This window comes from Levilinea saccharolytica (assembly GCF_001306035.1).
Taxonomy (GTDB): Bacteria; Chloroflexota; Anaerolineae; order Anaerolineales; family Anaerolineaceae; genus Levilinea; species Levilinea saccharolytica.
The window spans coordinates 1-25,623 of record NZ_LGCM01000028.1; the positions used below are offsets into that span (position 1 = coordinate 1).

The window sequence follows — 25,623 nt, forward strand, 5'->3', positions numbered from 1 at the left end:
ACCAGTTATGATAAAGGAGGTCGGTCGGCATTGGTTTACTCCGTTTCTAAAATGCTTCCGGAAAACCTATTTTAGTGGAGATCTGGTGCCGATCAACTATTCTTTTGTTAAAGTGTCAGGTGGCTAGGCAAAGTTTTTTATTTGGGTTGATGACTGCAACAGGGATGTATACAAAGTCGGCTTCGCCTGCCCCGTTTAAGTAACGAAACGTCACAACGCTGACGATGATCAAATCGCCGGAGGGCTGGTTGAAGTTGGCAAGATAACCAGTTTCATCGGGATTGCCATACAATGACCAGTATTTTTCCGGGCTTTCTGAAAGCGGAAACTGTTGCTTCAGGTTCTCAGGCAATCCAATCTGCTGTGCGGGGTTGGGCGTTATGGTTGGCGTTAATGTAGCGGTTGGAACTGCTGTTTGGGTGGGCTGGACAGGCTCCGGCGCCGCGGTGGGTGTGGATGCTGGGGGCTGCGCTTCCGGCGGTACTGGCGGTGCAACCGGAGTGCATGCGGAAAGGAAAAACAGCATAACAAGTATTAGATGATTGGCTTTCATCGTTTCTTCTCCTGATAACAAAGCAACAGTAATTACAAAATTATCCCATCAAATCACATAATTGCCTTCGATATCGGATTTTTTCAGACATTTTTTTATTTCACAAATCACAGCCTATGGACCGCTTCACCATTTCGTGGCGCGCAATGAAATGCCAGGGCGGGGGTCGTCCTGCCCGCTCGATTAAACGGAGTATCTCCCCGGCCCCTCCTTGGCGTCCTTCGCGGCTTCGCGGTAAAACCCGACCTGAGGGGGCAGACCCTCGTAATCCCCCTCGAAAAAAAGGGGCGCGGGCTGGTGATCCCAAGCCCGCGCCGCGGCAATTCACCCCACCTTAGAACTCCAGCAAATACATCACATCCTGCACCACCGCCGCGAACATCTCATCCATCACGGCCGGGTCGGCCTCATACTTGCCGCCAAATGCCCCATCCCCGTAGGCCTCACGCGATTCGGCCGCGCTCATCAGCCCCTTGGCGTGCACCGGCGTCTTTTCGCCCTGGGGCAGATCCGTCACCTTGGTGAAGGGGAAAGCTTCCAGCCAGTTGGCGTGTTCCGGCTCCAGGCCGTATTTCATCGCCACCGCCGACACGCTGTTCGAAGTCCACCACGAATACCAACTCACTTTCAGCCCTGGGCAGTCGTTCATCACCTCCCACATCACATACTGCCCCGGCATATTCCCGCCGTGCCCGTTCAGCACCAGCACCCGCCGGAAGCCCTGCTGGTACACACAGCGCACGATATCCTCCACCATCGCGATATACGTGCTGGTGCGCACGCTGATCGTGCCCGGGTAGGTCACAAAATAGGGCGTAATGCCGTAATTCAGCGGCGGCGCCACCAGCACCCCCGTGCGCTGGCTGACCACATCCGCCACCGCCATAGGGATTTTCACGTCGGTTGCCAGGCTCAAATAGCCGTGCTGCTCGGTCGAACCCAACACCAAAATCAGCCGGTCGTCGTTCTCCAGGTATTTCTCCACATCCATCCAGTTCAGTTCTTCGTAACGCATGTTCGTTTTCTCCTTCGGGGCCGCAGGCGCCCGCAATGTTGTCCTGCGGTTAAGTGTAGCCTGCCACAGCGGGGGAAGCAAGCCCAATTCCCGGCAAAAAAAGGGCTGCGCCCGTTCTTTTGGCGCAGCCCTGATTATTTACACCACGATGGGGGTTTACACCGCCATGGGTGTTCACACCACGATGTTGATCAATTTCTTAGGCACCACGATGATCTGCCGCGGCGTCTTGCCTTCCAGGAATTTCACCACCCCTTCGTTTTCCAGGGCCGCCGCCTTCACCGCTTCTTCGCTGGCGTCCGCCGCCAGCGTCACCCGCCCGCGCACCTTGCCGTTCACCTGCACCACCACGGTGATCTCATCTTCCTGCACGGCTTCCATATCCACCGCCGGCCAGCTTTGGGTGTGAATGGAATAGCTCTTGCCCAGGTAAGCCCACAGTTCCTCGGCGATATGCGGCGTCACCGGCGACAGCATGCGCAGGTAAATATCCACCGCCTCGCCCCAGGCCGGGCTGCCGTAGGTGGCCGGTTTCAGGCGGGCCATCTCGTTGGACAGCTCCATCAGGCTCGACACGATCGTGTTGAACTCAAAATGCTCATAATCGTGCGTCACCCGCCGCAGCGTCTGGTGCACCTTACGCCGCAGCACGCGCACAGCGCTCTCATCCACAAAGCCGTCCTTGCCCACCGGCTCCACCACCATCGCCCACACCCGCCGCAGCCAGCGGAAGGTGCCGTCAATGCCGCTGCTCGACCACGGCCCGCCCTGATCCCAGCGCGAGAAGAAGATCAAATACGCGCGCAGCGCATCCGCTCCGTAAGCCTGCACCAGATCATCCGGCGCCACCACGTTGCCGCGGCTCTTCGACATCTTCTCCGAGTCCTCGCCCAAGACCATGCCCTGGTTGCGCAGCTGCAGCATGGGCTCATCCCCATGCGCAATGCCCATATCCCGCAGGGCCTTGTGGAAGAAACGCGTGTAGATCAAATGCATGTTGGCGTGCTCAATGCCGCCCGTGTAGGTGTCCACCGGCATCCAGTAATCGTATTCTTTCGGGTCAAACGGCCCCTGATCGTAATCCGGGCTAAGGTAGCGCAGGTGATACCACGACGAGCACATGAAGGTGTCCATCGTGTCCGTGTCGCGTTCGGCCGCCCCGCCGCACTGCGGGCAGGTGGTCAGCCGCCAGGTGGGGTGCAGCTTCAGCGGGCTTTCACCCGTCGGCCGCCATTCCACATCGTCCGGCAGCATCACCGGCAGCTGCTCCTCCGGCACCGGCACCACACCGCACTTCTCGCAGTGCACCATCGGGATAGGCGCGCCCCAATAGCGCTGGCGCGAAATCAGCCAGTCGCGCAGGCGGTAATTCACCGCCCGTTTGCCCATGCCGTTGGCCTCCAGGTATTTCAAGACCTGTTCAAAGGCTTCTGCGCCGGGCGTGCCGCTCATCGGGCCGCTGTTGACCATCTTGCCGTGCGCCGGAACCGATTCCGTCAGGTTGGCCCCATCCAGGGCTTCCATATCTTCCGGCTGGATCACCACGCGCACCTCCAGGCCAAACCGCCGCGCAAATTCAAAGTCACGCTGGTCGTGGGCCGGAACGGCCATGATCGCGCCCGTGCCGTAGGTCATCAGCACATAGTCCGCCGTCCAGATGGGGATGCGCTCACCGCTCACCGGGTTCACCGCATACCCGCCCGTGAACACGCCCGTTTTCTCCTTATCGGTCGCCTCGCGCTGCACATCTGTCTGGCGCACCGCTTCAGCCACATATTGCTCCACCGCCGCCTTTTGCTCCGCCGAGGTGATCTTCTTCACCAGCGGGTGTTCCGGGGCCAGCACCATAAAGGTCACCCCCCACAGCGTGTCGGGGCGAGTGGTGAAAACTTCCAGCTCATCGCCCTGCTCCGTGTGGAACTTGACCACCGCGCCTTCCGAGCGGCCGATCCAATTGGTTTGCAGCACGCGCACGCGCTCCGGCCAGTTGATGCCCTCGTAGGAGAGCAGCTCGTCCGCGTAGCGGGTGGTGCGGAAGAACCATTGGTCCAGGTTCTTCTTGATCACGGGCGTGCCGCAGCGTTCACAGTGGCGGTCGTCGCCCCACACCTGCTCGCGCGCCAGGGTGGTGTTGCAGGTCGGGCACCAATCCACCGGGCTCAATTTGTGATACGCCAGCCCGTGCTGATAGAGCTGAACGAAGAACCACTGCGTCCAGCGGTAATATTTCGGGTCCGCGCTCACCGCCTCGCGCCGCCAGTCAAACATGGCGCCCATGCTCTTCAATTGATCGCGCATGCGGTTGATGTTGCGGTAAGTCCACTCTTTGGGATGCACATTTTTCTTAATGGCGGCGTTTTCCGCGGGCAGGCCAAAGGCGTCAAAACCCATCGGGAACATCACGTTGTAGCCGTTCATGCGCATGTACCGCGCGCGCGCGTCCGAAGGGGTCATCGCGAACCAATGCCCAATGTGCAGGTCGCCGGAAGGGTACGGGAGCATCGTCAGCGCATAGTGCTTGGGCCGCTGCGGGTCCACATCTGAATGATAGAGGCCGTCCGCCTCCCACCGCGCCTGCCACTTCTTTTCAATCTCTGCCGGGTTATACGCCGGAATTTGTGACTCTGCCATGCTGCACGCTCCCTGTTTCAGATAAAAAAACTCCGTCCCAATCAGGGACGGAGGATTCTCCGCGGTACCACCCTGCTTGCACAGCCGCTGGAAGGCGCTGCGCCGCTCTGGCTCGCGATAACGGGCGAACCCCGGCTGAGGTTACTGCTTTCACCTCAACGGCTGGCCCCTCAGGGCAGCGGGCGAGTTCTGTCTTCTGGCGGTTCACATCCGCCGTTGTCGGGCTTCCACCGGGCTTTCCCGACTCGCTGGTGAATGACCTACTACTCCCGCATTCGCCGTTCGTATGAACAAAGAGAGAGTAAAAACGTCAGGCGTCTCTACTCTCTAATTAGTGGACCCAGAGGGATTCGAACCCTCGGCCTTCTCAATGCCATTGAGACGCGCTCCCAACTGCGCTATGGGCCCTCATTTCCTGACAGTTTGTTAAACTTCTCAGAACGATCTCTGCTTGCAGAGTTCTCGTCCCTCAGTGGACCTGGAGGGATTCGAACCCTCGGCCTCTTCAGTGCGATTGAAGCGCGCTCCCAACTGCGCTACAGGCCCTTACTTCATCGTAACCAAGATTTTACTCGAACCATGCCCGCCTGTCAAGACTTCGCCGCCTTTCCAAAGCCACTTTTTCGGCAAGAATATATTGGCTATACGCAGGTCTTCAACTCCCTTCGTTTCTCACCTGCCCTTTTTCCTCTTTCTGCGTATAATCTCCTCTGGAGGTAATCATGTCCCTTTCTCGCTACCAACGTCTCGAAACGCTCATCCGCTCAGCTGGCCTCGACGCCCTGGTGCTCAACCCAGGCCCCACCCTCACCTATCTCACCGGTCTCAATTTTCACCTCATGGAGCGCCCCACCGTCCTCATCATCGTCCCCGGCGCCCAGCCCGCCCTCATCCTGCCCGAGCTGGAGGCCGGGAAACTGGCCCAAAGCCGTCTGGCCCTGCGCGATTTCCTCTTCCCCGATAACCCCGCCCTCTGGCCCGAGGTCTTCACCCGCGCCGCCGCCCAGTTCGGCCTCACCGGCGCAAAAATCGGCGTGGAACCCAACCGCCTGCGCTTCATGGAGCTGACCTACCTGCAAAACGCTGCCTCCCGCGCCGTCTTCGTCAGCGCCGAACCCATCCTCAACCAGCTCCGCATCCAAAAGGACGCCGAAGAAATCGCCGCCATGCGTCAGGCAGCCGTCATCGCCCAAAACGCCTTCCACGCCACCCTGCCCTTCATCCACCCGGGCGTCACCGAACGCGCCGTGGCCGCCGAGCTGTCCATCCAGCTCCTGCGCGCCGGTTCCGATTCTGAAATGCCCTTCGCCCCCATCGTCGCAGGCGGCCCCAACAGCGCCAACCCCCATGCCGCCCCCAGCGACCGTCCCCTCCAGCTCGGCGATCTGCTCGTCATTGACTGGGGCGCTTCTTTCGGCGGCTACTGCTCCGATCTCACCCGCACCCTCGCCATCGGCCAGCTCCACCCTGAGCTACGCCGCATCCACGAAACCGTACAGGCGGCCAACGCCGCTGGGCGCGCCGCCGGAAAACCCGGCGTCCCGGCTGGGGATGTGGACCGCGCCGCCCGCCAGGTGATCGACGCCGCCGGTTACGGCCCCTACTTCACCCACCGCACCGGCCACGGCCTGGGCATGGAAGGCCACGAGCCGCCCTACATGTTCGCCGAGAACGATCTGCTCCTGGCCGAGGGCATGGCCTACACCGTCGAGCCGGGCATCTACCTGCCCAACCGCGGCGGTGTGCGCGTTGAAGATGACATCGTCGTCACCGCTGACGCCAGCCAAAGCCTCAGCGATTACCCCCGCGAACTGATCATCCTCGAATGAGGATCGGACTGCCCACCTTCCGTATCGGAGCGTTTTCATGACCCGCGACCTTCTGCTGGTTTCTATTTCCCTGTTCACCTGGGGGGTCGGCGAGGGCATGTATTTCTATTTCCAGCCGCTCTATCTGGAAAAGCTGGGCGCCACCCCCTTCATCATCGGCGCCATCCTCAGCGCCAACGGCATCGCCATGACCCTGGCGCAAATCCCCGGCGGCTACCTGGCCGACCGCTACGGCCCGCGCCCGCTGATGTGGGCCGCCTGGATCATGGGGTCCATTTCCACCACCATCATGGCCTTTTCTGGTTCGCTGCCCATGTTTGTGGCCGGTTACCTGCTCTACGGCCTCACCTCCAGCGTTCTGGCCCCTATGAACAGCTACATCACCCGCGTGCGCGGCACCTGGCCCGTGCAGCGCGCCCTCACCTTCCCCTCCGCCATGTTCCACCTGGGCGCGGTCATCGGGCCCATCATCGGCGGCTGGGTAGGCGAGCAGTATTCCTTCAGCATGGTCTACAAGATTTCCGCGGGGATTTTCTTCCTTTCCTCGGCCGTCATCCTCTGCATCCGTCCAGTAAAGCCCACCCCCCACACCCAGGTGGTAAAGAACGGCAGCCTGCTGCAAAACCGCGCCTTCCTGGTCATGCTGGGGCTGGTGTTCGCCTCCATGACGGTGCTGTACTTGCCCCTGTCGCTGACCCCCAACTTCCTGCAAAATCAAATCGGCTTGGATCTGCGCGCCATCGGCTATCTGGGCTCCATCGGCAGCCTGGGGAACGCCGTCTTTGCCCTCGTTTTGGGCAGCCTGCACCCCTCCACCGGCTTCATCATCGGCCAGACCTTTGTGGCCCTGGCCGCCCTGCTCTTCCGCGTGGGCAAGGTCATCCCGGCTTTTGCGGGCGGCTATTTCTTCTTCGGCGGCTACCGCCTTTCCCGTTCGATGGTGCTGGCCCTCACCCGCGACCTGGTGCACCCCAGTGAAATTGGCCTGGCCTACGGCTTCATCGAAACCGCCAACGCCCTTTCCGTCATCCTGGCCCCCTTCCTGGCCGGCATCCTCTACGAATGGAACCCCGTCGCCATGTACAGCTACGGCCTGCTGGCCATCACCGCCGTGCTGTTGGTCAGCGTGCTGTCCCTGCCCCGCCTCCTGCACAGCCATGCCGCCCGCCAGCGAAACGGCTTATCCCTGGAAGAGGAGTCCCATGCCCATTGAAATCCTCACCTACGTGCTCGGCTCTCTGAGCAATAATACCTACTGCGCCGTCGATCAGGCCGCCCGCCAGGCTGTCGTCATTGACCCCTCCTTCGGCGCGCGCAAGGTGCTGGATGACCTGCACGCCCGCGGCCTCAGCCTGTCGGCCGTCTGGCTGACCCACGCCCATTTTGACCACATCGCCGGAGTCAAAGAGATTCTCTCCGCCCTGCCCGCGCCGGTTCCGGTGGGCCTCCACCCGCTGGATCTGCCCTTGTGGCGCGAAGACGGCGGCGCGGGCACCTGGGGTTACCATTTCAACGCCGGACCCGACCCCGATCTATTATGGCAGGCCGATCAAACCGCCGCGGTGGGCACTTCCACCGCTGTCGTGCGCCACACCCCCGGCCACACCCCCGGCCACGTGGTCTTCATCTTCGCCCAGGATCATGTTGCCTTCACCGGAGACCTGATCTTCCGCCGCAGCGTGGGCCGCACAGACCTCCCCGGCGGCAACGGGCAGGCCCTGGCGGAGTCCATTCGCAACCACATCTACACCCTGCCGCCCGAAACCGTCCTGCTCAGCGGTCACGGCCCGCAAACCACCGTGGGCGAAGAGCTGGACGAAAACCCCTACGTCTGAGCCAGATGCGCTTAAAAGAAAAACGGCTGCCGGAAAGCAATCACGGCAGCCGTTTGCGTTTACAAACAAGGTTTACTTGGCGTAATCCACCGCGCGCGTCTCCCGGATCACCGTCACCTTGATCTGACCCGGATACTGCATGGTCTCTTCGATCTTGCGGGCGATATCCCGCGCCAGGCGCGTCGCGGCCAGATCATCCACATCCTCAGGCCGCACGATAATGCGCACTTCGCGCCCCGCCTGAATGGCATAGCTCTGGCTGACGCCCTTCTGCGAATTGGCGATATCTTCCAAAGCGCGCAGGCGTTTGATGTACTGTTCCAGGTCTTCGCGCCGAGCGCCCGGGCGTGCGCCCGAAATGGCATCCGCCGCTTCCACGATCACCGCTTCCACGCTCTCCTGCTCCACCTCGTGATGGTGCGAAGCGATGGTATTCACCACTTTGACGTTCACCCCGTGCCGCCGGGCAAATTCGGCGCCAATCGAAGCGTGCGTGCCTTCGGTATTGTGATCCATCGCCTTGCCCAGGTCGTGCAGCAGGCCGCCCGCCTTACACGTCTCCACGTCCGCGCCCAATTCCAGGGCGATGATTGCGGCCAGTTTCGAAACTTCCACCGCGTGCGCCAGTTGGTTCTGGCCGTAAGAAGTGCGGTAGCGCAGCCGCCCCAGCACCTTTAAGATCTCAGGGTGCAGCCCAGGCACGTTGGCCTCGTAGGCCGCCTGCTCGCCCGCTTCCACAATGGCGCGGTCCACTTCGCGTTGTTCTTCGGCCAAAATTTTCTCAATATGCGCCGGGTGAATGCGGCCGTCCAAAATCAGCCGGTCCAAAGCCCGCCGCGCCACTTCACGCCGCACCGGATCAAAACAAGACACCGTCACAGCTTCCGGGGTATCATCCACGATCACGTCCACACCAGCTGCCTGTTCAAAGGCGCGGATGTTGCGCCCGTTGCGGCCTACGATGCGCCCCTTCATCTCTTCATTGGGCAGAGAAACCAGCGAAGTGGTCACTTCGGAAACATGCTCCGACGCCACCCGTTGGATGGCATCTGCGATCAGCTCCCGCGCTCGCTTTTCGCCTTCCTGGCGCGCCTCAGCCTCAATCTGGCGAATAATGCGCGCCATATCGTTGCGTGCCTCTTTTTCCGCCGATTCCAGCAGTTCCTTACGCGCCTCTTCCACCGTCATCTGCGACACGCGCTGAAGTTCAACCAGCTGGTCGTTATACATCTTCTCCACATCGTTCACGCGCTTATCCACCGAACTTTGGCGTTTGTTCAGGGCTATTTCGCGTTGTTCCAGCCGTTCCACTTTGTGATCCAGTTCTGCGCGGCGCTTTTGCAGGCGTTCTTCCTCGCGAGAAAGCTCCTGCCGCCGCCGGTTGATTTCACTTTCACCTTCCTGCAGCGACTTCAGCGCCTTATCTTTCGCCTCTAATTCTATGGTTCGGGCTTTTTCCTTGGCGTTCGAAAGTACAACCTCCAGCTTCGCCGATTCTTCCTTCTTAAATCGGTCCAACAGAAAACGTGTGGCGAAATAGGCCACACCGACCACAATCAAGATATCAAATACAATCAAAAGAATTAACACCAGCGGGGATAGTCCATTCATAGTCAGCATCTCTCATCCTCATTTCCGAAAGTGGGTTCCGCCTCAGAGGCCTGAATTTCTTCCCAAATGCGTCGGACTGCTGAAGCCGTCGTCTCGAAAACAAAGCCCCTGCGCGCTAGATACGCGCTCAACCGTTCTCGAAACTCGTTCCACTCCAGCCCGGCCCAGCGGCGGGCACGCTTCAGCCCGGCCTGGTATGCCAGTTCTTCTTCATCGGTGGCTTCTTCTAAAGCAGACAGGATTGCTTCTTCTGCGACCCCTTTATGGCGCAGCTCCGCGCGCAGCATGGCGCGGCTGCGCGGTCGAAAAGCGCTTCGATTTTCAACCCAAAGGCGGGCGAACTGTTCATCTCCGATCAGCCCGCTGTTGGTCAGGCGTTCCACAGTCGCCTCAATCACCGGCCCCTCATATCCGTGCTTGCGCAAACGCTGTTCCACCTCGGCCTGTGAGCGCGGACGGTAACTCAAGAACAGCAAAGACCGCTGGTAAGCTACCTCGTAGGTGTCTTGCCCTTGCAGCTCTGCAATTTTTTCATCCCCAAGTTCCTGTCCCACTTGCAGCCAGGCCGCTGTAATCCGCGCCAGCCCAAACGCGTACTCCCCATCCAGGTAAACATTGACCCGATTTGGGTTGCGTTTTTGTACTTTAAGGGCCGTGATCTTCTTCGTCATATTAAAACGCGCAGCCGTGAACGCTTCCGATCGTCACGGCTGAGATAGAACGGCTATTCAGGATGGCCTATCCATCCGAGGGGTACGAAAAAACGCTTACCTGCCGGTAACACTCAGCAGGTTGGACATTCAAAAGCGCTGCTTGCCTGATCGCGTTGAGGCATGGGCTTGATTACACCTTATGCTGTTATCCTGGTCGTCCCGCTTCCCACAGTGTTCGCTTTTTCTGCAAGAACGCGTTCTCAAACCTTGAACGTGACCGCTTCTAAATGACCCTTACAAACCAACACTCCCCTCGGAGTGGAATTACAATTCCTGTCGCTGCCAGACTTATCAGCCATTTCAACCGGTTAATCAGATCGCAAAAAAGAAAGCTAATCTAGACAATTACTATTATACAAGATTTTAATCATTTCGTCTATTTTTTTGTACACATGCTGCGGCGCGCGCGTTCTGTGTAGCCAAAAACTGGAGTACAATCAAAATATCTCGCTTTTCTATCCTCACAAAGGACATCCCAATGGCCGTCACCCGTGAAGAAGCCCTGGAATATCACCATCTCAATGGCCGCCCCGGCAAATTGCAGGTGGTCCCCACCAAACCCCTTGCCACCCAGCGCGATCTCAGCCTGGCCTATACCCCCGGTGTGGCCTACCCCGTTCTCGAAATTGAACAGGATGCAGAGTTGGCCTATGAATACACCAACCGCGGCAACCTGGTGGCCGTCATCTCCAACGGAACCGCCATCCTGGGCCTGGGTAACCGCGGCGCGCTGGCTTCCAAACCGGTGATGGAAGGCAAAGGCGTCCTCTTCAAGAAATTTGCCGATATTGACGTGTTCGACATCGAAGTCAACACCCTCGACCCCGAAGTGTTCATCCAAACCGTGGCCGCAATCGCCCCCACCTTCGGGGGCATCAATCTGGAAGACATCCGCTCCCCCGAATGTTTTGAGATCGAAACCCGCCTGCAGGCCATGTTGGACATCCCCGTTTTTCACGACGACCAGCACGGCACCGCCATCATCCTCGGCGCAGCCCTCATCAACGCCCTCGAATTGACCCAACGCAAGATAGATGAGATCAAGGTGGTTTTCTCCGGCGCGGGCGCCGCCGGCATCTCCTGTGCCCGCCAGCTGGTCAAAATCGGCGTGCCCCGTGAGAATATCTGGATGTGCGATATCGCCGGTCTGGTCTATCACGGCCGCCCCGAAGAAATGTTCCCGCAGAAGGCCGAATTTGCCCAGGGCGATCGTCCCGCCTCGCTGCGTGAGGTCATCCGCGGCGCAGATGTCTTCATCGGCCTGTCCGCCGCCAACCTGGTGGACGAAGATATGCTCTGTTCCATGCGCTGCGACCCCATCGTCTTCGCCATGGCCAACCCCGACCCCGAAGTCCGCTACGAAATCGCCCATTCCTGCTGCCCAGGCGGCATCGTGGCCACCGGCCGTTCCGATTACCCTAACCAGATCAACAACGTGCTGGGTTTCCCCTTCATCTTCCGCGGCGCGCTGGATGCCCGCGCGCGCTGCATCAACGACGAGATGAAAATCGCCGCCTCTCATGCTCTGGCCGCCCTGGCCAAAGAGCCCATCCCCGCCCAGGTGCTGCGCGCCTACCATCTGGATCATCTCGAATACGGCAAAGATTACATCGTCCCCAAACCGCTCGACCCGCGCGTCAGCCTGTGGGAATCCGCCGCGGTGGCCCAGGCTGCTATCGAAAGCGGTGTCGCCCGCCGCGCCCTGGATTTGGAAGCGTACCGCCAGCGGCTGGCCGCTGGGATGCCTGCTGAATAATCACAAAAATCATGCTACAATAACCCTATGGAAAACCGCGCCCCTACCCCGCCTCTTTCCACCGCCGCCCAACACCGGCGGCGCATCCTCTGGCAAATTTGGGTTCCCCTCGCCGGGGTTCTCCTCTTGTTTGTCGCCCTGGCGGTGTGGGGTGCGCTGACCGCCAGCCGTGACCCGCTCCAGGGCACGCATTGGGCCAGCATCTCCCTCATCTTCCTGATTTTGCCAAATTTGCTCTTTGGCCTGCTGGGGTTGGTCCTCCTGGTGCTGCTCATCTACGGGGTGAGTCAACTCCTCGGCTGGCTGCCCGTGCAATCCCTGCGGCTGCGCGCGGCCATGTACCGGCTGTCAGCCTGGCTGCTGCAAGTTGCCAACCGCAGTGCCCGCCCCTTCATTCAAGCACGCTCCTGGCGCGCAGCAGCCGCCGCCTTGATTCGCGGCCTCACTCCAACCGCAAAACGGTAACCTTTCGCACAGCGAGGATCTTATGGAAAATCAAGATCAGTGGAAGTTCCGCACCATCGCCCTCGGCGCCCTCATCGGCGCGGTCACCGGCACCATCGCTGCCGCCATCCTGGTGCAGCGCGCCGAACAGTTGGAAACTCGCCCGCGCCTCACCGCCGGAGACGGCGTCAAAGTGGGCCTCGGCGTGCTGGGGGTGCTGCGCCTTCTGGCAGATATGATGTCTGATAAAAAATAAACGCTCCACCGCAGCCCACAGGCCCTGAACAAACCCTTTTTCAGGGCTTGTTTTTTTAGAGAACGAGGTGTCATGCTGCCCAGCCATTCTGTGATCCGTTTTGTTCTCGCCGGTCAACTCCGCCGCGATTACCTGCTTTTGCCCGATGGGAAAGCCCATTTGGATATCCCCGGAGGGGGTCTTTTCTATTCCGCCGCCGGCCTGCGCATCTGGGAAACCAACCTCGGCCTGCTCTCCCGCGTCAGCGAAGATTACCCCAGCGCCTGGTTGGAGAAAGCCTCCGCCTACGGCATGGATACCCGCGGCGTGGCCGTCACCACGGATCCCCTCGAACAGCGCAGCTTTTGCGCCTACACCGACCTCAACACCCCTGAAACCGACAATCCCGTCATTCATTTTTCACGTTTGGATCTACCATTCCCCCGCGGTCTGCTTGGCTATACCCCCCCGCCCAACCAGCCCGACAGCCGCACTCGCCCCTCCCCTCATGCCGTCCAGCTGCGCGACATTCCCGAAGATTACCGCGACGCCACCGCTTTGCACGTCGGCCCGCTGGAATTCCTCAACCACGCCCTGCTCACCTCCCACTTTCGCCAGGGCAACACCACCACCATCACCCTCGACCCTTCCGCGGGCTACATGAGCCCCATCTTTTGGGATGATATCCCCCTGCTGGTCAAAGGGTTGACCGCCTTCCTGCCCACCCAGGATCAGCTCGCCTCCCTTTTCCAGGGGCGCTCGCTGGATCTGTGGGAAATGGCCGCGGCCATTTGTGCCTACGGCTGTGAAATTGTGGTCATTCGCCGCCGCGGCAACGGGTACTGGCTCTTTGACAGCAGCACCCAGTCGCGCTGGATCATCCCCAACTATCCCGCCGCGCCAGTGGACCCCACCGGTGTGGGCGATGCCTTTTGCGGCGGGTTTCTTGCCGGGTACTGCACCGCCTATGACCCGCTGGAAGCCGCCCTGTACGGCGCGGTCTCTGCCTCGATGGTCATCGAAGGCAGCGGACCTTTCTATGCGCTGGACGCCATGCCCGGGCTAGCCCAGGCCCGCCTGGATAACCTACGAACCTTGGCCCGCCGCGCATGATCGAATTTTCTTCCCAAACCACCGCTCAGATACTGGAACTGGCCTGCACACTCCAGCAAATTCCCGCGCCCACCTTCAACGAACAGCCCCGCCTGCAATTTCTGCGCGGCCTGTGGCAAAACCTGGGGTTCGGGGCCATCCAAATGGATGCCGCCGGCAATCTTTTGGCCTGTTTACCGGGCAGCGGCGGCCGCCCTCTGGTGCTCACCGCCCATGCCGACACCGTCCATCCCCTGGGCACAGACCTGACTCTCACCCGCGAAGCTGACCGCTTGCTCGGCCCCGCCATCGGCGATAATTCCCTCGGCGTGGCCGCCATGACCCATGCCGTTTTATGGCTCAGAGAAAACGGCTTCATCCCCCCGGGAGATCTTTGGTTTGCTGCCACGGTGGGCGAAGAGGGCCTCGGCAACCTTTCCGGCGTGCGCGCCGTGGTTGAGCGTTTCCAGGCCAAGCCCGTGGCCTATATCCACCTGGAAGGCATGGGCCTGGGCAGCGTGTTTCACCGCGGCCTGGGTGTGCAGCGCTATCAGATCACCGTGCGCACCGCCGGGGGACACTCCTGGGCCGATTACGGCTCCCCCTCCGCCATTCACGCCATCGCCCAACTGGTCACCGCCTTCACCCAAATCCCCATTCCCACCAAACCGCGCACCAGCCTCAACGTTGGCAAAATCAGCGGCGGCATCTCGGTCAATTCCATCGCCTCACAGGCCAGCCTGGAATTAGACCTGCGCTCCGAAAACCCGCAAAGCCTGGGACAACTCATCCAGGCCGTGCAAAACCTCATCCAGAACGCTCAGCGCCCTGGAATCGAGATTGATACGATTGAAATTGGCAGCCGTCCCGCGGGAGAAATCCCCGAATCGCACCCCCTGGTGCAGTTGGCCGTGCGTGCGCTCACCGAATGCGGACAGCCGGTTTACCTCTCGATTGCTTCCACCGAAGCCAATATCCCCCTCAGCCTCGGCTTGCCTTCCGTTTGCGTTGGCATCACGCACGGCGGCAGCGCCCATACCCTGCAAGAATGGATCGCCCTGGATCCAATTTCCATCGGGTTCCGTCAGGTGCTCACCCTGCTCACCCAGGCCTGGCAAACGGCCTAACCGCCAGCCTCCGCGCCCGCATCTTCACGCAGTCCCACCAGTTCATACACCACCACCGGTTCGCGCTTGCCTTTGGCGTTAATCGCATCGACCGGCCGCACTTCCACAAGATCCATCACCTGCGCGTAGGTTGCCTGGCTGATCAAAATCTGCCCGGGGCCGGCATTTTCCTGAATGCGCTTGGCCGTGTTCACCGAATCGCCAATGGCGGTGTACTCCAGGCGTTTTTCTGTGCCCACCAACCCCAACACCGCGTCGCCGGTGTGAATGCCAATGCCGAAGGACAGATGCATATCCTCCCGCATGGTGGCATGCAGCGCATTCAACGACTCGCGAATCTGGATCGCTGCCCGCAGCGCGCGGATGATATGATCCTCCTGAGGGATGGGGGCGTTGAACCAGGCCATCACCGCATCGCCTAGAAACTTATCCACCGTGCCGTCTTCATGCAAAACCGCTTCTGCGGCAGAGGCCAGGTAGCGGTTCAATACCGCCACCAGTCCCTCCGGGGACAGGCTTTCACTAAAACCGGTGAACCCGCGGATATCCGCAAACAAAACCGTGATCTCCGTGCGCCGCCCGCCCAGGTGCAGCCGGTCGGGGTTCAACTGTTCAATCACTGCCGGAGAAACCATGCGTTCAAACAAGCGCCGCTGGGCTTCCAGCTTCTTTTTCTCGGTTAAATCCTCCAGAACAATCGCCACCCCCTGCGTCACCTGCTGCACGTCCTTCAAAGGCGTCAAAGACATGCGCAAATCCACCATCCCGCGCGGGGTCTGAATGGCGTTGGTTTCCAGGCCCAACACCTGCTGATCTGTTTTCATCACCCGCTGTAAGTGCGGCTCGATCAAAGGGGCCAGCCGCGGCAGGGTTTCCTTCAGGTCGTGGCCCACAATCTCTGTTGAAGCCCGCCCCAAGATGGTGGCCGCCGCCCGGTTGCACATCATCACCCGCTCTTCCACATCTGCGGTCAGCACCCCGCTGGCCATTGAGGCGAACACATTGTCCATCAAATTCTTCAGCTCCGTCACCTCCGCCAGGGTGCGCCGCACCGATTCAAACAGACGCGCGTTCTCAATGGCCACCCCGGCCTGGTTGGCAAAAGCCGAAAGCATGTCCAGATCTTTTTGCGTAAACATCCCGCTGCGGATGCGGTTGTCGGCGTAGATCACCCCGATCATCTCATCCCGCGCTTTCAGCGGCACGCACAAAATGGAGCGCAAATTGTAGGCCACCACGCTGTTCTGCCCGGTAAAGCGCGGATCTTCCTGCGCGTTGGTGGTCAGCAGCGGCAGTCCATCGTTCACCACCCGGTAGATCACCGTGCGGCTAATCTCGAATTCCGAAGGGTCAATCGATTCCTGCACCCAATTACGCGCCACCTGGATCACCAGTTCCCCTTCCGGGTTGTGCAGCATCAGAAAGCCGCGTTCTGCGCGCGAAATGCGGATGATGGTGTCCATCACCAGCTGCAAAACTTCCCGCAGCTCCAGCGAAGAATTGACGTAATACCCGATTTGGGCCAAAGCCCGCAGACTGCGGCGCTCATCCTCCAGAGTGCTCACCTGTTTACGGATCTGGCCCAACGAACCCGCCAATTGGGTCACGCCCTCATACACAAAAGTCGGCAGAGAGGCCGGGCGCACCTTGGTCAGGGTATCCTGGATGTTCTTCAGTAAACCGTCCAGGTGCACCAGTTTTTGATCCAGCGAAGTGAAGGTCAATGAATCGGGAATATTCAGTTCCATACAGGCTTTAGCCCTCTCTTGGGATCCGCCGCAGTTGGTACCGCAGCCAGACAGGAATCACTTTCAACCAGATTTCTCGCCGCGCTTTGCGGGCGCGTTCAAGATCGTAGGCAGACTGGCTAAAAATGGCCTTTTGGGCCTCTTCCAATAATACCGCCCCAGCCGTCTCTGCCTGTGGTACCCATTTTACCAGTTCCCGCACCTGTTCTGCCGGAGTCAGCAAACTTGGGTTTCCGCTCCGCAGTAATTTTAAACTAAACGGCACCACACTGTAAATCTTTTCCATGCGCGACATTCGCCGCAGCGCCGCCCAATAATGCAGCATCCACGGCACGCGCACCCCCCGCTGAACCAGCCGTCCCACAACCCATTCCGGGAAAGGCTTCAGTCGCCCGCCTAAATTCAGCCAGCGCCACACCAACCCCGCCAGCACCAGAAGGAGGGTTGCGATCCACACCGCAGCCCAGGCGCGCACCTCCACTCTGCCCGCGTTGGCCTCCTCCTCTGCGTCCCGTTCTTCCATCAAGCGGTCCAGGCGGTCGAAATCGGGACCTTCGCGCTCACGATCTTCCGCGGCTGCTGCGGGAACCGAGGGCTGGGCTGGGCGCACGCTGCTCTCTTCAAAAAAGTTGAGCTCCGGCTGCGACACCGTCGGCTCAAATTCCACCCAACCAATTCCAGGGAAGTACACTTCCGGCCAGGCGTGCGCGTCCATACGCTGCACGCGGTACACTTCTGCGTCTTCGTCATACGTCCCTTGCGCAAACCCCGCCCCCAAGCGTGCCGGAATCCCCAGCGAGCGCAGCATCAGCACTTCTGCGGTCGCGTAATAATTGCAGAAGCCTTCTTTCTTTTCAAACAAGAACCACTCGATGGGGTCCGCCCCCGCCGGAGGTGCTGGAATCACCGCCTGATAGCGGATTTCCTTGCGCAGGTAGCGCGTCACCGCCTGCACCTGATCATACGGACTTTCGGCCCCGCGGGTGATCTCCTCAGCCAGTTCTGCCACCTTCGATGAAAAATTCTGCGGCAGCTGCAAATAGCGCGTGCGCAGCCATTCGGGGTAATCCACCCCTGCCGTGCGCAGTTCGTTGGTGGTGGGGTGGCTGACCTCAGCCCGCGCCCGCAGCACCTCACCCCGCCGCAGTACCGTGTCCGAAACCAGGGCCACAGCATCTGTCTCGCTGTCTTCCAGCACATCCCCGGTCACGCGTACCGCGCGGCTCACAGACACGGGGTAATTGGGGACGTACAGCGTGCGGGCGGTCTCGCTTTCCAGGGTGAAGGTCAAATCCACCACCACTCGCCCGCGGTGTATCGGGTGGGTCAGAGGCCAGTCCCGCGCCAGCAGCAGTTCCTTGGCCGCGATGGTGTTTTGCCAGCTGACCCCATCATAGTAGTTGTAACTGTGCCCGCGCCAGTAGTAGCGCGCGTTTCTCAGCTCAGGCATGGAGGTTTCCACCAGGAAAACCTCCTCATCCCCCAGGATAGCTCCGGTGCCCAGCTCCAGCTTGTCGCCAAAATACTCGTTCACCACCGAAACCGGCGTCTGCAAACCCGCAAACGCATTGGAAAACCGCTCGCGGAAGCCCATCCACGCCTGAGAAAAACGCTCGCGCGCCGCAGTTCCCGGGGTCATCGTCTCAAACACCATCGGCAAATTCCAAGAAACCAGCACCAGCAGCGCCGCCACCACCACCACCGACCAGGTCAGGCTTTGGCCGGTATCCAGGTCCATCGCTACCCCCTGGCTCCCCCATTCCGCGCGTGAGCGCAAAAAGAAAATCCGCCCCACCAACACCACCACCGTCAGGGTTAGGAATGCGCTGTAGCGGTCGCGGTGCTCGGCAAAGGGGTGATAATAATCAAAAATGAAGAACATCACCACGGCCACCACCAGCGGCAGCCAGGGACGCCCTTCGCGCACCATTTGCAGCCCTGCGATCAGGCTTACTCCCCAGAACAGCAGGTACATGGATAGCAAAAACAAAACCGGATCCGATACTGGTTGATTGCTTAAGAATATGCGCGTGGTTTGCGCCAACCGCCCGCCCAGGCTGGCCAGCCGCTCCCCCCATAGTACGCCGCCCTCCATGGTCAGTCCCAGCTGCCAGGGGATGAAGAACGCGCTGTACGCTGCCGCGAAAACCCCTACCCATACGCCGCTAAAACGGCTGCGGCCCAGCAAAGCTCCCAATATAAAGGCGATCATCACCAAAAGATTCGCCCGCCCCAGGTTCTCCGTCCACCCCGTAACCTCTAACCGCGAGGCGACGATCATTAAGGCTGCCCATAAAAGAAAAAGAGCTGGGAGATCCCACCAGCGCTGGTTCGTTGTTTTCATGGGTTGAGTGTACAATACCTTAAGCGATTTCGTCAATTGCATTCAGGAGGCACACATGGATTTATGGCTTCAACTCGAAGCGCAGGTTAATGTATTCCTTCAAAGCCTGGGGGCGTGGCTTACCATTCCGATGAGCGCGCTGACCTTCTTAGGCAACGAAGAATTTTTCTTGCTTGCAATGCCCTTCCTTTTTTGGTGCGTTAATGCCAGCCTCGGCTTTCGCATTGGCGTGATGCTCATGCTCAGCAATGCCGTCAACGCCTTTTTTAAGGTGTTGTTTCGCAGCCCCCGCCCCTACTGGATCGAGCCGCGCGTCACTGCCTACACCGCCGAAACCTCCTTTGGCGTTCCCTCCGGCCATTCGCAAAATTCCGCCAGCCTGTGGGGCCTGGCCGCCGCCAAAATCAACCGCCGCTGGGTGTGGGTGGTTTTCTCGTTGGTCGTCTTTGGCGTCGGTCTATCGCGCCTCTATCTCGGCGTCCACTTTGTGCGGGATGTCCTCCTCGGCTGGATTTTGGGCGCCCTGCTGGTGATCGCCTTCACCCGCTGGGAAAAAGCAGTCTGCGATTGGCTGCGCCCCCAGTCCTTGCAGCGTTGGGTTTTGCTTTCTGCCGCGGCCGCCCTGGTTCTCCTACTGCTCATGCAGCTGCCCATTGCCCTGCTCAGCCCCGGCGGCTATCCAGCCGAGTGGGCCCAGGCCGCCCTGTTGGCCGCGCCCGAAAAGCCCATCACCCCCTTTGAACGCTCCGGCAGTTTCACCATCGCTGGGACCTTCTTCGGCATGACCGCTGGTTACGCTTTTCTCCTCAAGCACAAGGGCGGTTTCGACGCCTCCGGCCTGTGGTGGAAAAAAGCCCTGCGCTATCTCCTGGGCAGCGGCGTCCTCCTGGCCCTATGGTTTGGCCTGGGGCAAGTCTTCCCTCGCGGTGAAGATTTGATTAGTTACATTTTGCGCTTTTTGCGTTATACTCTCATTGGCGTCTGGGTATCTGCCCTGGCCCCCATATTATTTATGCGTTTCGGGTTAGCCAGCCCCATCTTGCGGCCGGAGTCAACCCAAAAAACCTGAGGCTTTTTGAAGGAGATCATCATGCGGAAGTTCTTTACCTTTGTGTTTGGAGCGGTGGCGGGCGGGCTTTTGGGCGCTGCCCTGGCCATGTTGCTGGCCCCCGCTTCTGGCAAACAGGTGCGCAGCCAAATCACCGATTACACCCAACAGGTTCGCCAGGAAATCCTTCTGGCCGCCCAACAAAAACGCGATGAACTAGAAGACGAACTCACGCGCCTGCGCGCCCCCAAGCCCCCAGCGGCTCCCCAGGAATAGTCATCCCAGCAGCCTGAAACAGGCTCTCCCATTCATCCAGAAAACCACCAGCCTCACCCGAAACCGCGGTGAGGCTGGTGGTTATTTTCACCCTGCGCGTGGTTATTCCACGCTCAAGCGGTAGCTGGCCGTCTGACGCGTGAAGCGCGTCGTCCCGCTCACCACAATGACCACTTCCTTTGTGCCGGAGCTAAAGCTCAAGGGAATTTCCGCCGAGAGGGTCTCATCCAGCGTTACCGGAACAACCGTCGTTGTGCCGCCTACCTCGACCACCGTCAGCAGAAAGGTCTGCGGCAGCCGGTTTTGAATGCGCACCCAACCAGCGCTCTCCCAGCCGCCGTTATCGGTTTCAAAATCCGAGAAATATGCAATAGCCGGGATGGAAACATCGTCCAGCAAAAACCCTTCGCCGTTCACTGCCGCGTCGGTCACATATTCAAATCGCAGTGTCACCGTCTGGCCCGCATAAGCCGAAAGGTCCACGGTTTCTTCAATCCACCCATTGGTGACCCCATTGTACGCCCATCCGTAGCTGTTGCCGGAAGGGTCCTGATCCGTGCCCGAAGGCGTCTTCACAATTTCCCAGCTTTGGCCGTCATCCTTCGAGGCCAGCAGGTAGAGATAATCGTAATCCTTCTCCAGGTCGTACCAGGTGCGGAAGCTCATTTTCAAGTCGCCGCTGACGCCGCTGAAGTCAAATTTTTGCGTCAGCATCATGTCCGATTCATCCCCCTTATTCGACCAGAAAGCGTATTGCCCCGAATACGGCTGTTCCGGCAGTACGCCCACTTCAGTCGTACCCTCAAATTTCAGGGTCACATCCCCTTTACACGAGAGCACGAAATAGTCCGTGCCGTACTGGCTGACAGCGCGGGATTGTTCACCGGTGGGGCAGGTGCTGAAGCGCTCAAAGGAATACACCTGCGGTGCATTCTTATAATTATGATAGGTATAGCGCCCGTCCGCGACATCGTCATCGCGCAAGTAATTAGCTACTGTCCAATCGCGGAACAATTCATCCGCGCTCATCGGCTCGCCCGTCAGGGGATCCACTTTACCCAGTTCGGTGAGAACCGTGTCCACGCTGTCCAGGCCGTTATCTGGGTGAGCCACTAACATGCGCGTGGCCTCTTCACCCAAACGGTCGAGGAAATAAGTCACGAACAGGAACCCTGCCCCATAGTGCGGCCCCGTGGCGCTGGGGTCATTGGGCCAATCGTTCAGCTGCAGGTCCGGGTCCGACATGAACACCATGTCAAAACCACCTGGGTCATAATTGTTCAAGAATGAAGCCAGCTCCGAAAAACCTTCGTTCAGCCAGGATTCCTCGTTGCGGTCTCGATACCAATGGATCATGTGCTGGAACTCGTGCGCCAGCACCCCATAGGTAAATTCTTCCCCCAGTTCAATATTATCGGCGTTCAGCAGGAACATCTCGTGGGCGTTGGAATATTCATGCGCCAGAGGGTGCACCGAATCCGCCGAGGAGAAATACCCTGCCAGATTGTTGCCCAGCCCACCCGCCAGCAAAATATACAGGCGCGGATCCTGATCAATCCCAGGGCTCCATTCGCTGCCGAAGAATTCGCGGTTGGTGGGGTAAATCTTTGTATCAAAGGCTTCACTCAAATCCTTGAGTTCTCTTTCGTTATAGGAAACCCCGTCTTCAATCCAGAAATACAGATTTGTGCCAATGTAGCGCAGCACACCGGTGATCTGGAAATTCTCGTTGGTATCCACATTCGTCACCCAAAACGAACGCTTTTCCCCCAGTTTGGCCGCTTCAGCGGCAGGTGGAACCACTTCAGGGATGTCCCCTTTGCCTCCCAGCCGCTTAGCCAGTTCGCGCATGTCGTTGTTCGGCACGATCTGGTTTTTCAGCGTGTTCAGCGTCTCATACGCATCCGCGTCAGCAGGTTCCCGCACCAGGGTGGGAATGACCTGCGGTTCATTTGAGAAAGGCTCCGGCGTCAGGAAAGAATCAAATTCATCAAAGGGCATGTCTGTTAGCAGCTGGGACGGGGCCGGAAATTCCTCATAAACCGCCGTGGAAGCCGCCCGGGTAATTCCCCAGGCCGCCAGGCCGCCGGTGAGCGCCATACCAATCAGACACACACAGCACAGCACACTCAGAATGACCAATATCAGGATTACCCATTTCGAGTTCATTTTGTCAACTCCTCTATATTATGTTACAGATGAACCGGCGATGTCATTTTCTTCCTTCGCCGCAATCAGGGCCGCGCCGCTGACCCACCCCAGGGTAAGCCACGGGTATGGGAAAGCAAACGTGTCCACGCTGAACCCTTCCACAAGATACGCCAGGATCACCAACCGGCCAACCCATCCAATCATGCGCAGTTGCCGGTCCGGCTGCCGCACCAATCCCAGCGTGGCAAACCACAGGCTCACCAGCCAGCTGATAAACACCGAAAAACCCACAATGCCAGTTTCGGCCAAAAGCCGCACCCAGATGGACTTGATATTCAATAAAGATCCGCTGCGGTACAGCAAATCGCGCACCTCAAAAAGGCCGTGCGCATACCCTTGCAATGTATCCGGCAGGAAAAAACCGGCGTTCCCCAACCCCACACCCAACCACGGGTGTGCTGTAAAAACACCCCAGCCCGCCTGCCAATAGACCATGCGCGCCGCAAACATGAGTTGGTTTGCATACCGCAGCAGAGGGTTTTCGCTGCCTAATTCAAATTGGAACAGCTGCGCCATGCGCGGATCCAGACGGCTCAGCACCCACCCCAAACCCAGCAGCGCCCCTGCATACACCACAGCCATGCCCCCCAGCACGGCTCCCTGCACCCAGCGCGCCTGCCCGCCGGATGCATGTCTGCGCTGCCAGCTCTCTTGGATTTTACGCGCCAAACGCACATTCCACAGCAGCATACCGTAGCCCACCAACAAGAAGAGAGCCAACAGTCCCACCCGCGAAAGGCTTAACCCCAGCGCCGCCACACCCCCCACCAGCAGTCCGTCCTCCGCAATCCATTTGCCCCAGCGCAGTTTGTGGGCCGATTGGCGCGTCACCACCGCCCCAATCCAGATGGGCAAATACAGCAAGTTCAACTGGTTTGCTAACCAGGAAGGTTCCAAAGTGAAACCAGAAACCCGCTGGCGGTACAGCGGACCAATGGAATACAGATCGTGAAAATCTTTCATCCATTGGGGGTAGCGGTGGTTAAACTGCCACATACCCGCCTGCAGCAAACAATACAGGATCACCACTGCCCCGCTCCAGTTGATCCAGCGCAGCGCCGTGCCCAACCGGTCGCGCCGCTGCCCCCAGGCGCTGCCCGCCAGATAGAACGAAACACCCACCCCCAGCGTCAGCACCGCTTGAATCGAATTACGCAGGGCTGAAATTCCCTTATACCCAGGGAGTTCCACAAAGACAGCCCGCAGCGTTACCCCCAATGCCACCCCCACAAACGCCACCAGCGGCACAGCCGTCCACGGCAGCCGCCCACCCCGCAGCCAGGACGGAATCAGCCAACCCACCACAAGGGCCAGCAAAATCAGCCCAGAGGGCGCCGCCACAGCGTCAGACCCCACCAGGCGCACCACCAGCGGCATACTGGTCACCGGCAGCAGCAGAATCATCGCCGCCCAGCCAGCGTTCAGCAGCAGCCGTCCCGCTTGCTTAACCACGGGTCTGCCCTCGCCGCGCCGACATTCCTAAGCCGCTCCACACCCACGCGATTCCAGCCAGCGCGCCCAACAGCGCCCCGCACACCATCAGCACAGCCGTCGTGCCGCGCATGGGGACGGTGGGAACCTCCGCCTGGCGCACCTCAGAATATGCGCTCCATGGCACAATCCCCTGAGCAGCGTCTTTTTCTGCGCGCAGAATCTGCCCCACCCGCTGAATTTCGTTCTGCAATTCGTCCAATTCCCATTGGCGGCATTCCGCCGGGGCTGGTTCCACCCCCACCGACTGGCCCACACAGCCCGTCAGTCCATCCAAATAGGTTTCCCATTGGTAAGCGGTCTGGGCATGGCCCACCGCCTCCGAAAGCGCGGTGTAAGCTGCCTGCCCCCATGCGTTCACCAGGTCAGCCGCCCGTTGGGGGTTTTCATCCCAGGCGCGCATGCGCCAGACGTTGTAGTAGCGGTCGGCGCTCAGTCTTTGGCGCAGAGCCTCGCGGCCCAATTCGCCGTACGCGGCCTGGGCCTGCTGAAACACAGTTTCAAAAACCGTGTCTGATTGGATCAAATCACCCACCACCCCCACAGCAAAATCCTCTTCCGCGTCCGTCAACGCACCCGTGCGAGTAAAGTCAATCGATACGGTAATCTCCGCCGCGGCTTGATAGACCGGCGTCTGCACTCGGCCGACTCCCCAGCCTGCCGCCGCCCCCAACAGCATACAAGCAGTCACCAGCCACCAGCTTCGCACCATCTGCATCACTTTTTCCTGCACGACCACGCCTTGTTCCATGAATTCCCTCAACTTCACCGCTGTTGATCAGGCCGTTGTTTCCTTGGTTATGAACCACATTATACCTTGATGTAGCCCATCAAAAAGCCCCCGCCTGCGCAGGGGCTTTGGAGTTCAAAGCGGCTGTGTGTCTATTTCTGCGCCTTAAAATTGATCAGAATCAAATTTTTCTCACATTCCGAGTAGGTGTCAAAAGCCGTCAGGTAAGAAAGCGGCTGCCCACTCAGATCATACAGAGAGATAAACAGGGTCTGCTTTGAGGCCGTCGGTTGGTTGGCCAGCGTCACCTCATACCCCCCGGGGCCGTACGCCGGAGCCAACCCAGCCAACCCCACCGCGTCCACCGCCTGATCACCCAAAAAGCCTTCCACAACCACCACCACATTGTTCATGGGCTGGTTGTTCTTGTTGAACACCTGCCCGGCTACCCCCATCCAGGTACATTCCTGATCCGGGTGGGCAAAATTACGCAGATACAGCGGGTTTCCAGCTTGCAGCGCATATTCCGGCGTAGACGTGGCAGTGGCCGTGCGTGTGGGCCGCTTGGTATTGGTGGCCGTAAAGGTCACTGTGGCCGTCGGCGGTTTTTTGGTTTTGGTCGGGGTCAGCGTTTTCGAGGGTTTCACCGTCGGCGTATCGGTCAGCGCCGGCACGGTGACCGTGGGCGGGCAAGGCTGCGCCGTGGGGCAATCCGGGCAGGTCACCGCCGCGCAGGTTGGGCAAACCTGGGTGGCCATGACCACGTCTGCCGCCGCGGCGGCGGGCTGCGTATCTGCTTTTCCAAACGGCAGCGTCACCCCAAACGGCAGCGCGCAGGCCGTGCTGACCATCACCCCTAAAATCACCAACCACCCCAAGCGTCTCATAACAAACCCTCCCATGCGGTCAAAATGCTGTGTCGTTAAAAAGATTA

The 25,623-nt window shown here is 59.6% G+C and carries 21 protein-coding genes and 2 tRNA genes; 10 read left to right on the forward strand and 13 right to left on the reverse strand.

What is annotated here, in order from left to right; translation table 11 throughout:
• Positions 1–115: 115 nt before the first annotated feature.
• From ADN01_RS19240 to ADN01_RS07220, 5 genes are all read right to left on the reverse strand, one after another.
• On the reverse strand, positions 116–553 hold the full coding sequence (locus ADN01_RS19240) for a hypothetical protein (protein ID WP_147239070.1): 438 nt from the start codon (positions 551–553) through the stop codon (positions 116–118).
• A gap of 334 nt (positions 554–887) precedes the next feature.
• Complete coding sequence (locus ADN01_RS07205; RefSeq protein ID WP_062418720.1) at positions 888–1,568, reverse strand: creatininase family protein; 681 nt, start codon at positions 1,566–1,568, stop codon at positions 888–890.
• 174 nt (positions 1,569–1,742) lie between these two features.
• Positions 1,743–4,199: a leucine--tRNA ligase gene (gene leuS / locus ADN01_RS07210; RefSeq protein ID WP_062418721.1), complete on the reverse strand. Its 2,457-nt coding sequence runs from the start codon at positions 4,197–4,199 to the stop codon at positions 1,743–1,745.
• A 335-nt stretch (positions 4,200–4,534) separates the two neighbouring features.
• A tRNA-Ala gene (locus tag ADN01_RS07215) sits at positions 4,535–4,607 on the reverse strand.
• Positions 4,608–4,672: 65 nt separating this feature from the next.
• Positions 4,673–4,745: transfer RNA gene (locus tag ADN01_RS07220), tRNA-Ala, on the reverse strand.
• Positions 4,746–4,921: 176 nt separating this feature from the next.
• Between ADN01_RS07220 and ADN01_RS07225 the strand changes: the two genes are divergently transcribed.
• The 3 genes from ADN01_RS07225 to ADN01_RS07235 are packed head-to-tail and all read left to right on the forward strand — an operon-like array spanning position 4,922 to position 7,863.
• Positions 4,922–6,028 (forward strand): M24 family metallopeptidase, encoded by a 1,107-nt coding sequence (locus ADN01_RS07225; RefSeq protein ID WP_062418722.1) that lies wholly within the window; start codon positions 4,922–4,924, stop codon positions 6,026–6,028.
• Positions 6,029–6,065: 37 nt separating this feature from the next.
• Complete coding sequence (locus ADN01_RS07230; RefSeq protein WP_062418723.1) at positions 6,066–7,241, forward strand: MFS transporter; 1,176 nt, start codon at positions 6,066–6,068, stop codon at positions 7,239–7,241.
• Complete coding sequence (locus ADN01_RS07235; RefSeq protein ID WP_062418724.1) at positions 7,231–7,863, forward strand: MBL fold metallo-hydrolase; 633 nt, start codon at positions 7,231–7,233, stop codon at positions 7,861–7,863. Before ADN01_RS07230 ends, ADN01_RS07235 begins: the two co-directional genes overlap by 11 nt.
• Before the next feature lie 72 nt (positions 7,864–7,935).
• Here ADN01_RS07235 and rny read toward each other — a convergent pair whose 3' ends face one another.
• Together rny and ADN01_RS07245 are read right to left on the reverse strand one after the other, a co-directional pair.
• The gene (gene rny / locus ADN01_RS07240) at positions 7,936–9,474 is read right to left on the reverse strand and encodes a ribonuclease Y (protein WP_062418725.1); all 1,539 of its coding nucleotides are present in this window, start codon (positions 9,472–9,474) and stop codon (positions 7,936–7,938) included.
• A gap of 2 nt (positions 9,475–9,476) precedes the next feature.
• Positions 9,477–10,145 (reverse strand): regulatory protein RecX, encoded by a 669-nt coding sequence (locus ADN01_RS07245; RefSeq protein WP_062418726.1) that lies wholly within the window; start codon positions 10,143–10,145, stop codon positions 9,477–9,479.
• 520 nt (positions 10,146–10,665) lie between these two features.
• Between ADN01_RS07245 and ADN01_RS07250 the strand changes: the two genes are divergently transcribed.
• The 5 genes from ADN01_RS07250 (at position 10,666) to ADN01_RS07270 (ending at position 14,841) form a co-directional block, all read left to right on the forward strand.
• The gene (locus ADN01_RS07250; RefSeq protein ID WP_062418727.1) at positions 10,666–11,943 is read left to right on the forward strand and encodes a malic enzyme-like NAD(P)-binding protein; all 1,278 of its coding nucleotides are present in this window, start codon (positions 10,666–10,668) and stop codon (positions 11,941–11,943) included.
• A gap of 27 nt (positions 11,944–11,970) precedes the next feature.
• Entirely contained in the window at positions 11,971–12,408 is a 438-nt protein-coding gene (locus ADN01_RS07255; RefSeq protein ID WP_062418728.1) for a hypothetical protein, read from the forward strand.
• A 22-nt stretch (positions 12,409–12,430) separates the two neighbouring features.
• Complete coding sequence (locus tag ADN01_RS07260; RefSeq protein WP_062418729.1) at positions 12,431–12,643, forward strand: hypothetical protein; 213 nt, start codon at positions 12,431–12,433, stop codon at positions 12,641–12,643.
• Between the two features lie 72 nt (positions 12,644–12,715).
• Positions 12,716–13,735, forward strand: coding sequence for a carbohydrate kinase family protein (locus ADN01_RS07265; RefSeq protein WP_062418730.1), 1,020 nt, complete (start codon positions 12,716–12,718; stop codon positions 13,733–13,735).
• Positions 13,732–14,841 carry a M20/M25/M40 family metallo-hydrolase gene (locus tag ADN01_RS07270; protein WP_062418731.1) on the forward strand — a complete coding sequence of 370 codons (1,110 nt, stop codon included), beginning with the start codon at positions 13,732–13,734 and terminating at the stop codon, positions 14,839–14,841. Before ADN01_RS07265 ends, ADN01_RS07270 begins: the two co-directional genes overlap by 4 nt.
• On the opposite strand, the gene ADN01_RS07275 is transcribed toward ADN01_RS07270, so the two are convergent.
• Both ADN01_RS07275 and ADN01_RS07280 read right to left on the reverse strand, forming a co-directional pair.
• Positions 14,838–16,589 (reverse strand): adenylate/guanylate cyclase domain-containing protein, encoded by a 1,752-nt coding sequence (locus tag ADN01_RS07275; protein ID WP_062418732.1) that lies wholly within the window; start codon positions 16,587–16,589, stop codon positions 14,838–14,840. The two genes, ADN01_RS07270 and ADN01_RS07275, sit on opposite strands and share 4 nt — an antisense overlap.
• A 7-nt stretch (positions 16,590–16,596) precedes the next feature.
• A complete protein-coding gene (locus tag ADN01_RS07280; RefSeq protein ID WP_160318397.1) occupies positions 16,597–18,933 on the reverse strand; it encodes a transglutaminase family protein in 2,337 nt (778 codons plus the stop codon).
• A gap of 55 nt (positions 18,934–18,988) precedes the next feature.
• Between ADN01_RS07280 and ADN01_RS07285 the strand changes: the two genes are divergently transcribed.
• Complete coding sequence (locus tag ADN01_RS07285; RefSeq protein WP_062418734.1) at positions 18,989–20,002, forward strand: phosphatase PAP2 family protein; 1,014 nt, start codon at positions 18,989–18,991, stop codon at positions 20,000–20,002.
• A gap of 21 nt (positions 20,003–20,023) precedes the next feature.
• Positions 20,024–20,257, forward strand: coding sequence for a YtxH domain-containing protein (locus ADN01_RS07290; RefSeq protein ID WP_062418735.1), 234 nt, complete (start codon positions 20,024–20,026; stop codon positions 20,255–20,257).
• 102 nt (positions 20,258–20,359) lie between these two features.
• Here ADN01_RS07290 and ADN01_RS07295 read toward each other — a convergent pair whose 3' ends face one another.
• The 4 genes from ADN01_RS07295 to ADN01_RS07310 form a co-directional block, all read right to left on the reverse strand.
• A complete protein-coding gene (locus ADN01_RS07295) occupies positions 20,360–22,426 on the reverse strand; it encodes a choice-of-anchor J domain-containing protein (protein ID WP_062418736.1) in 2,067 nt (688 codons plus the stop codon).
• An 18-nt stretch (positions 22,427–22,444) separates the two neighbouring features.
• Complete coding sequence (locus ADN01_RS07300; RefSeq protein ID WP_062418737.1) at positions 22,445–23,920, reverse strand: O-antigen ligase family protein; 1,476 nt, start codon at positions 23,918–23,920, stop codon at positions 22,445–22,447.
• Positions 23,913–24,710 (reverse strand): YveK family protein, encoded by a 798-nt coding sequence (locus tag ADN01_RS07305; protein WP_062418738.1) that lies wholly within the window; start codon positions 24,708–24,710, stop codon positions 23,913–23,915. Before ADN01_RS07305 ends, ADN01_RS07300 begins: the two co-directional genes overlap by 8 nt.
• A gap of 131 nt (positions 24,711–24,841) precedes the next feature.
• The gene (locus ADN01_RS07310) at positions 24,842–25,576 is read right to left on the reverse strand and encodes a hypothetical protein (protein ID WP_062418739.1); all 735 of its coding nucleotides are present in this window, start codon (positions 25,574–25,576) and stop codon (positions 24,842–24,844) included.
• Positions 25,577–25,623 lie beyond the last annotated feature (47 nt).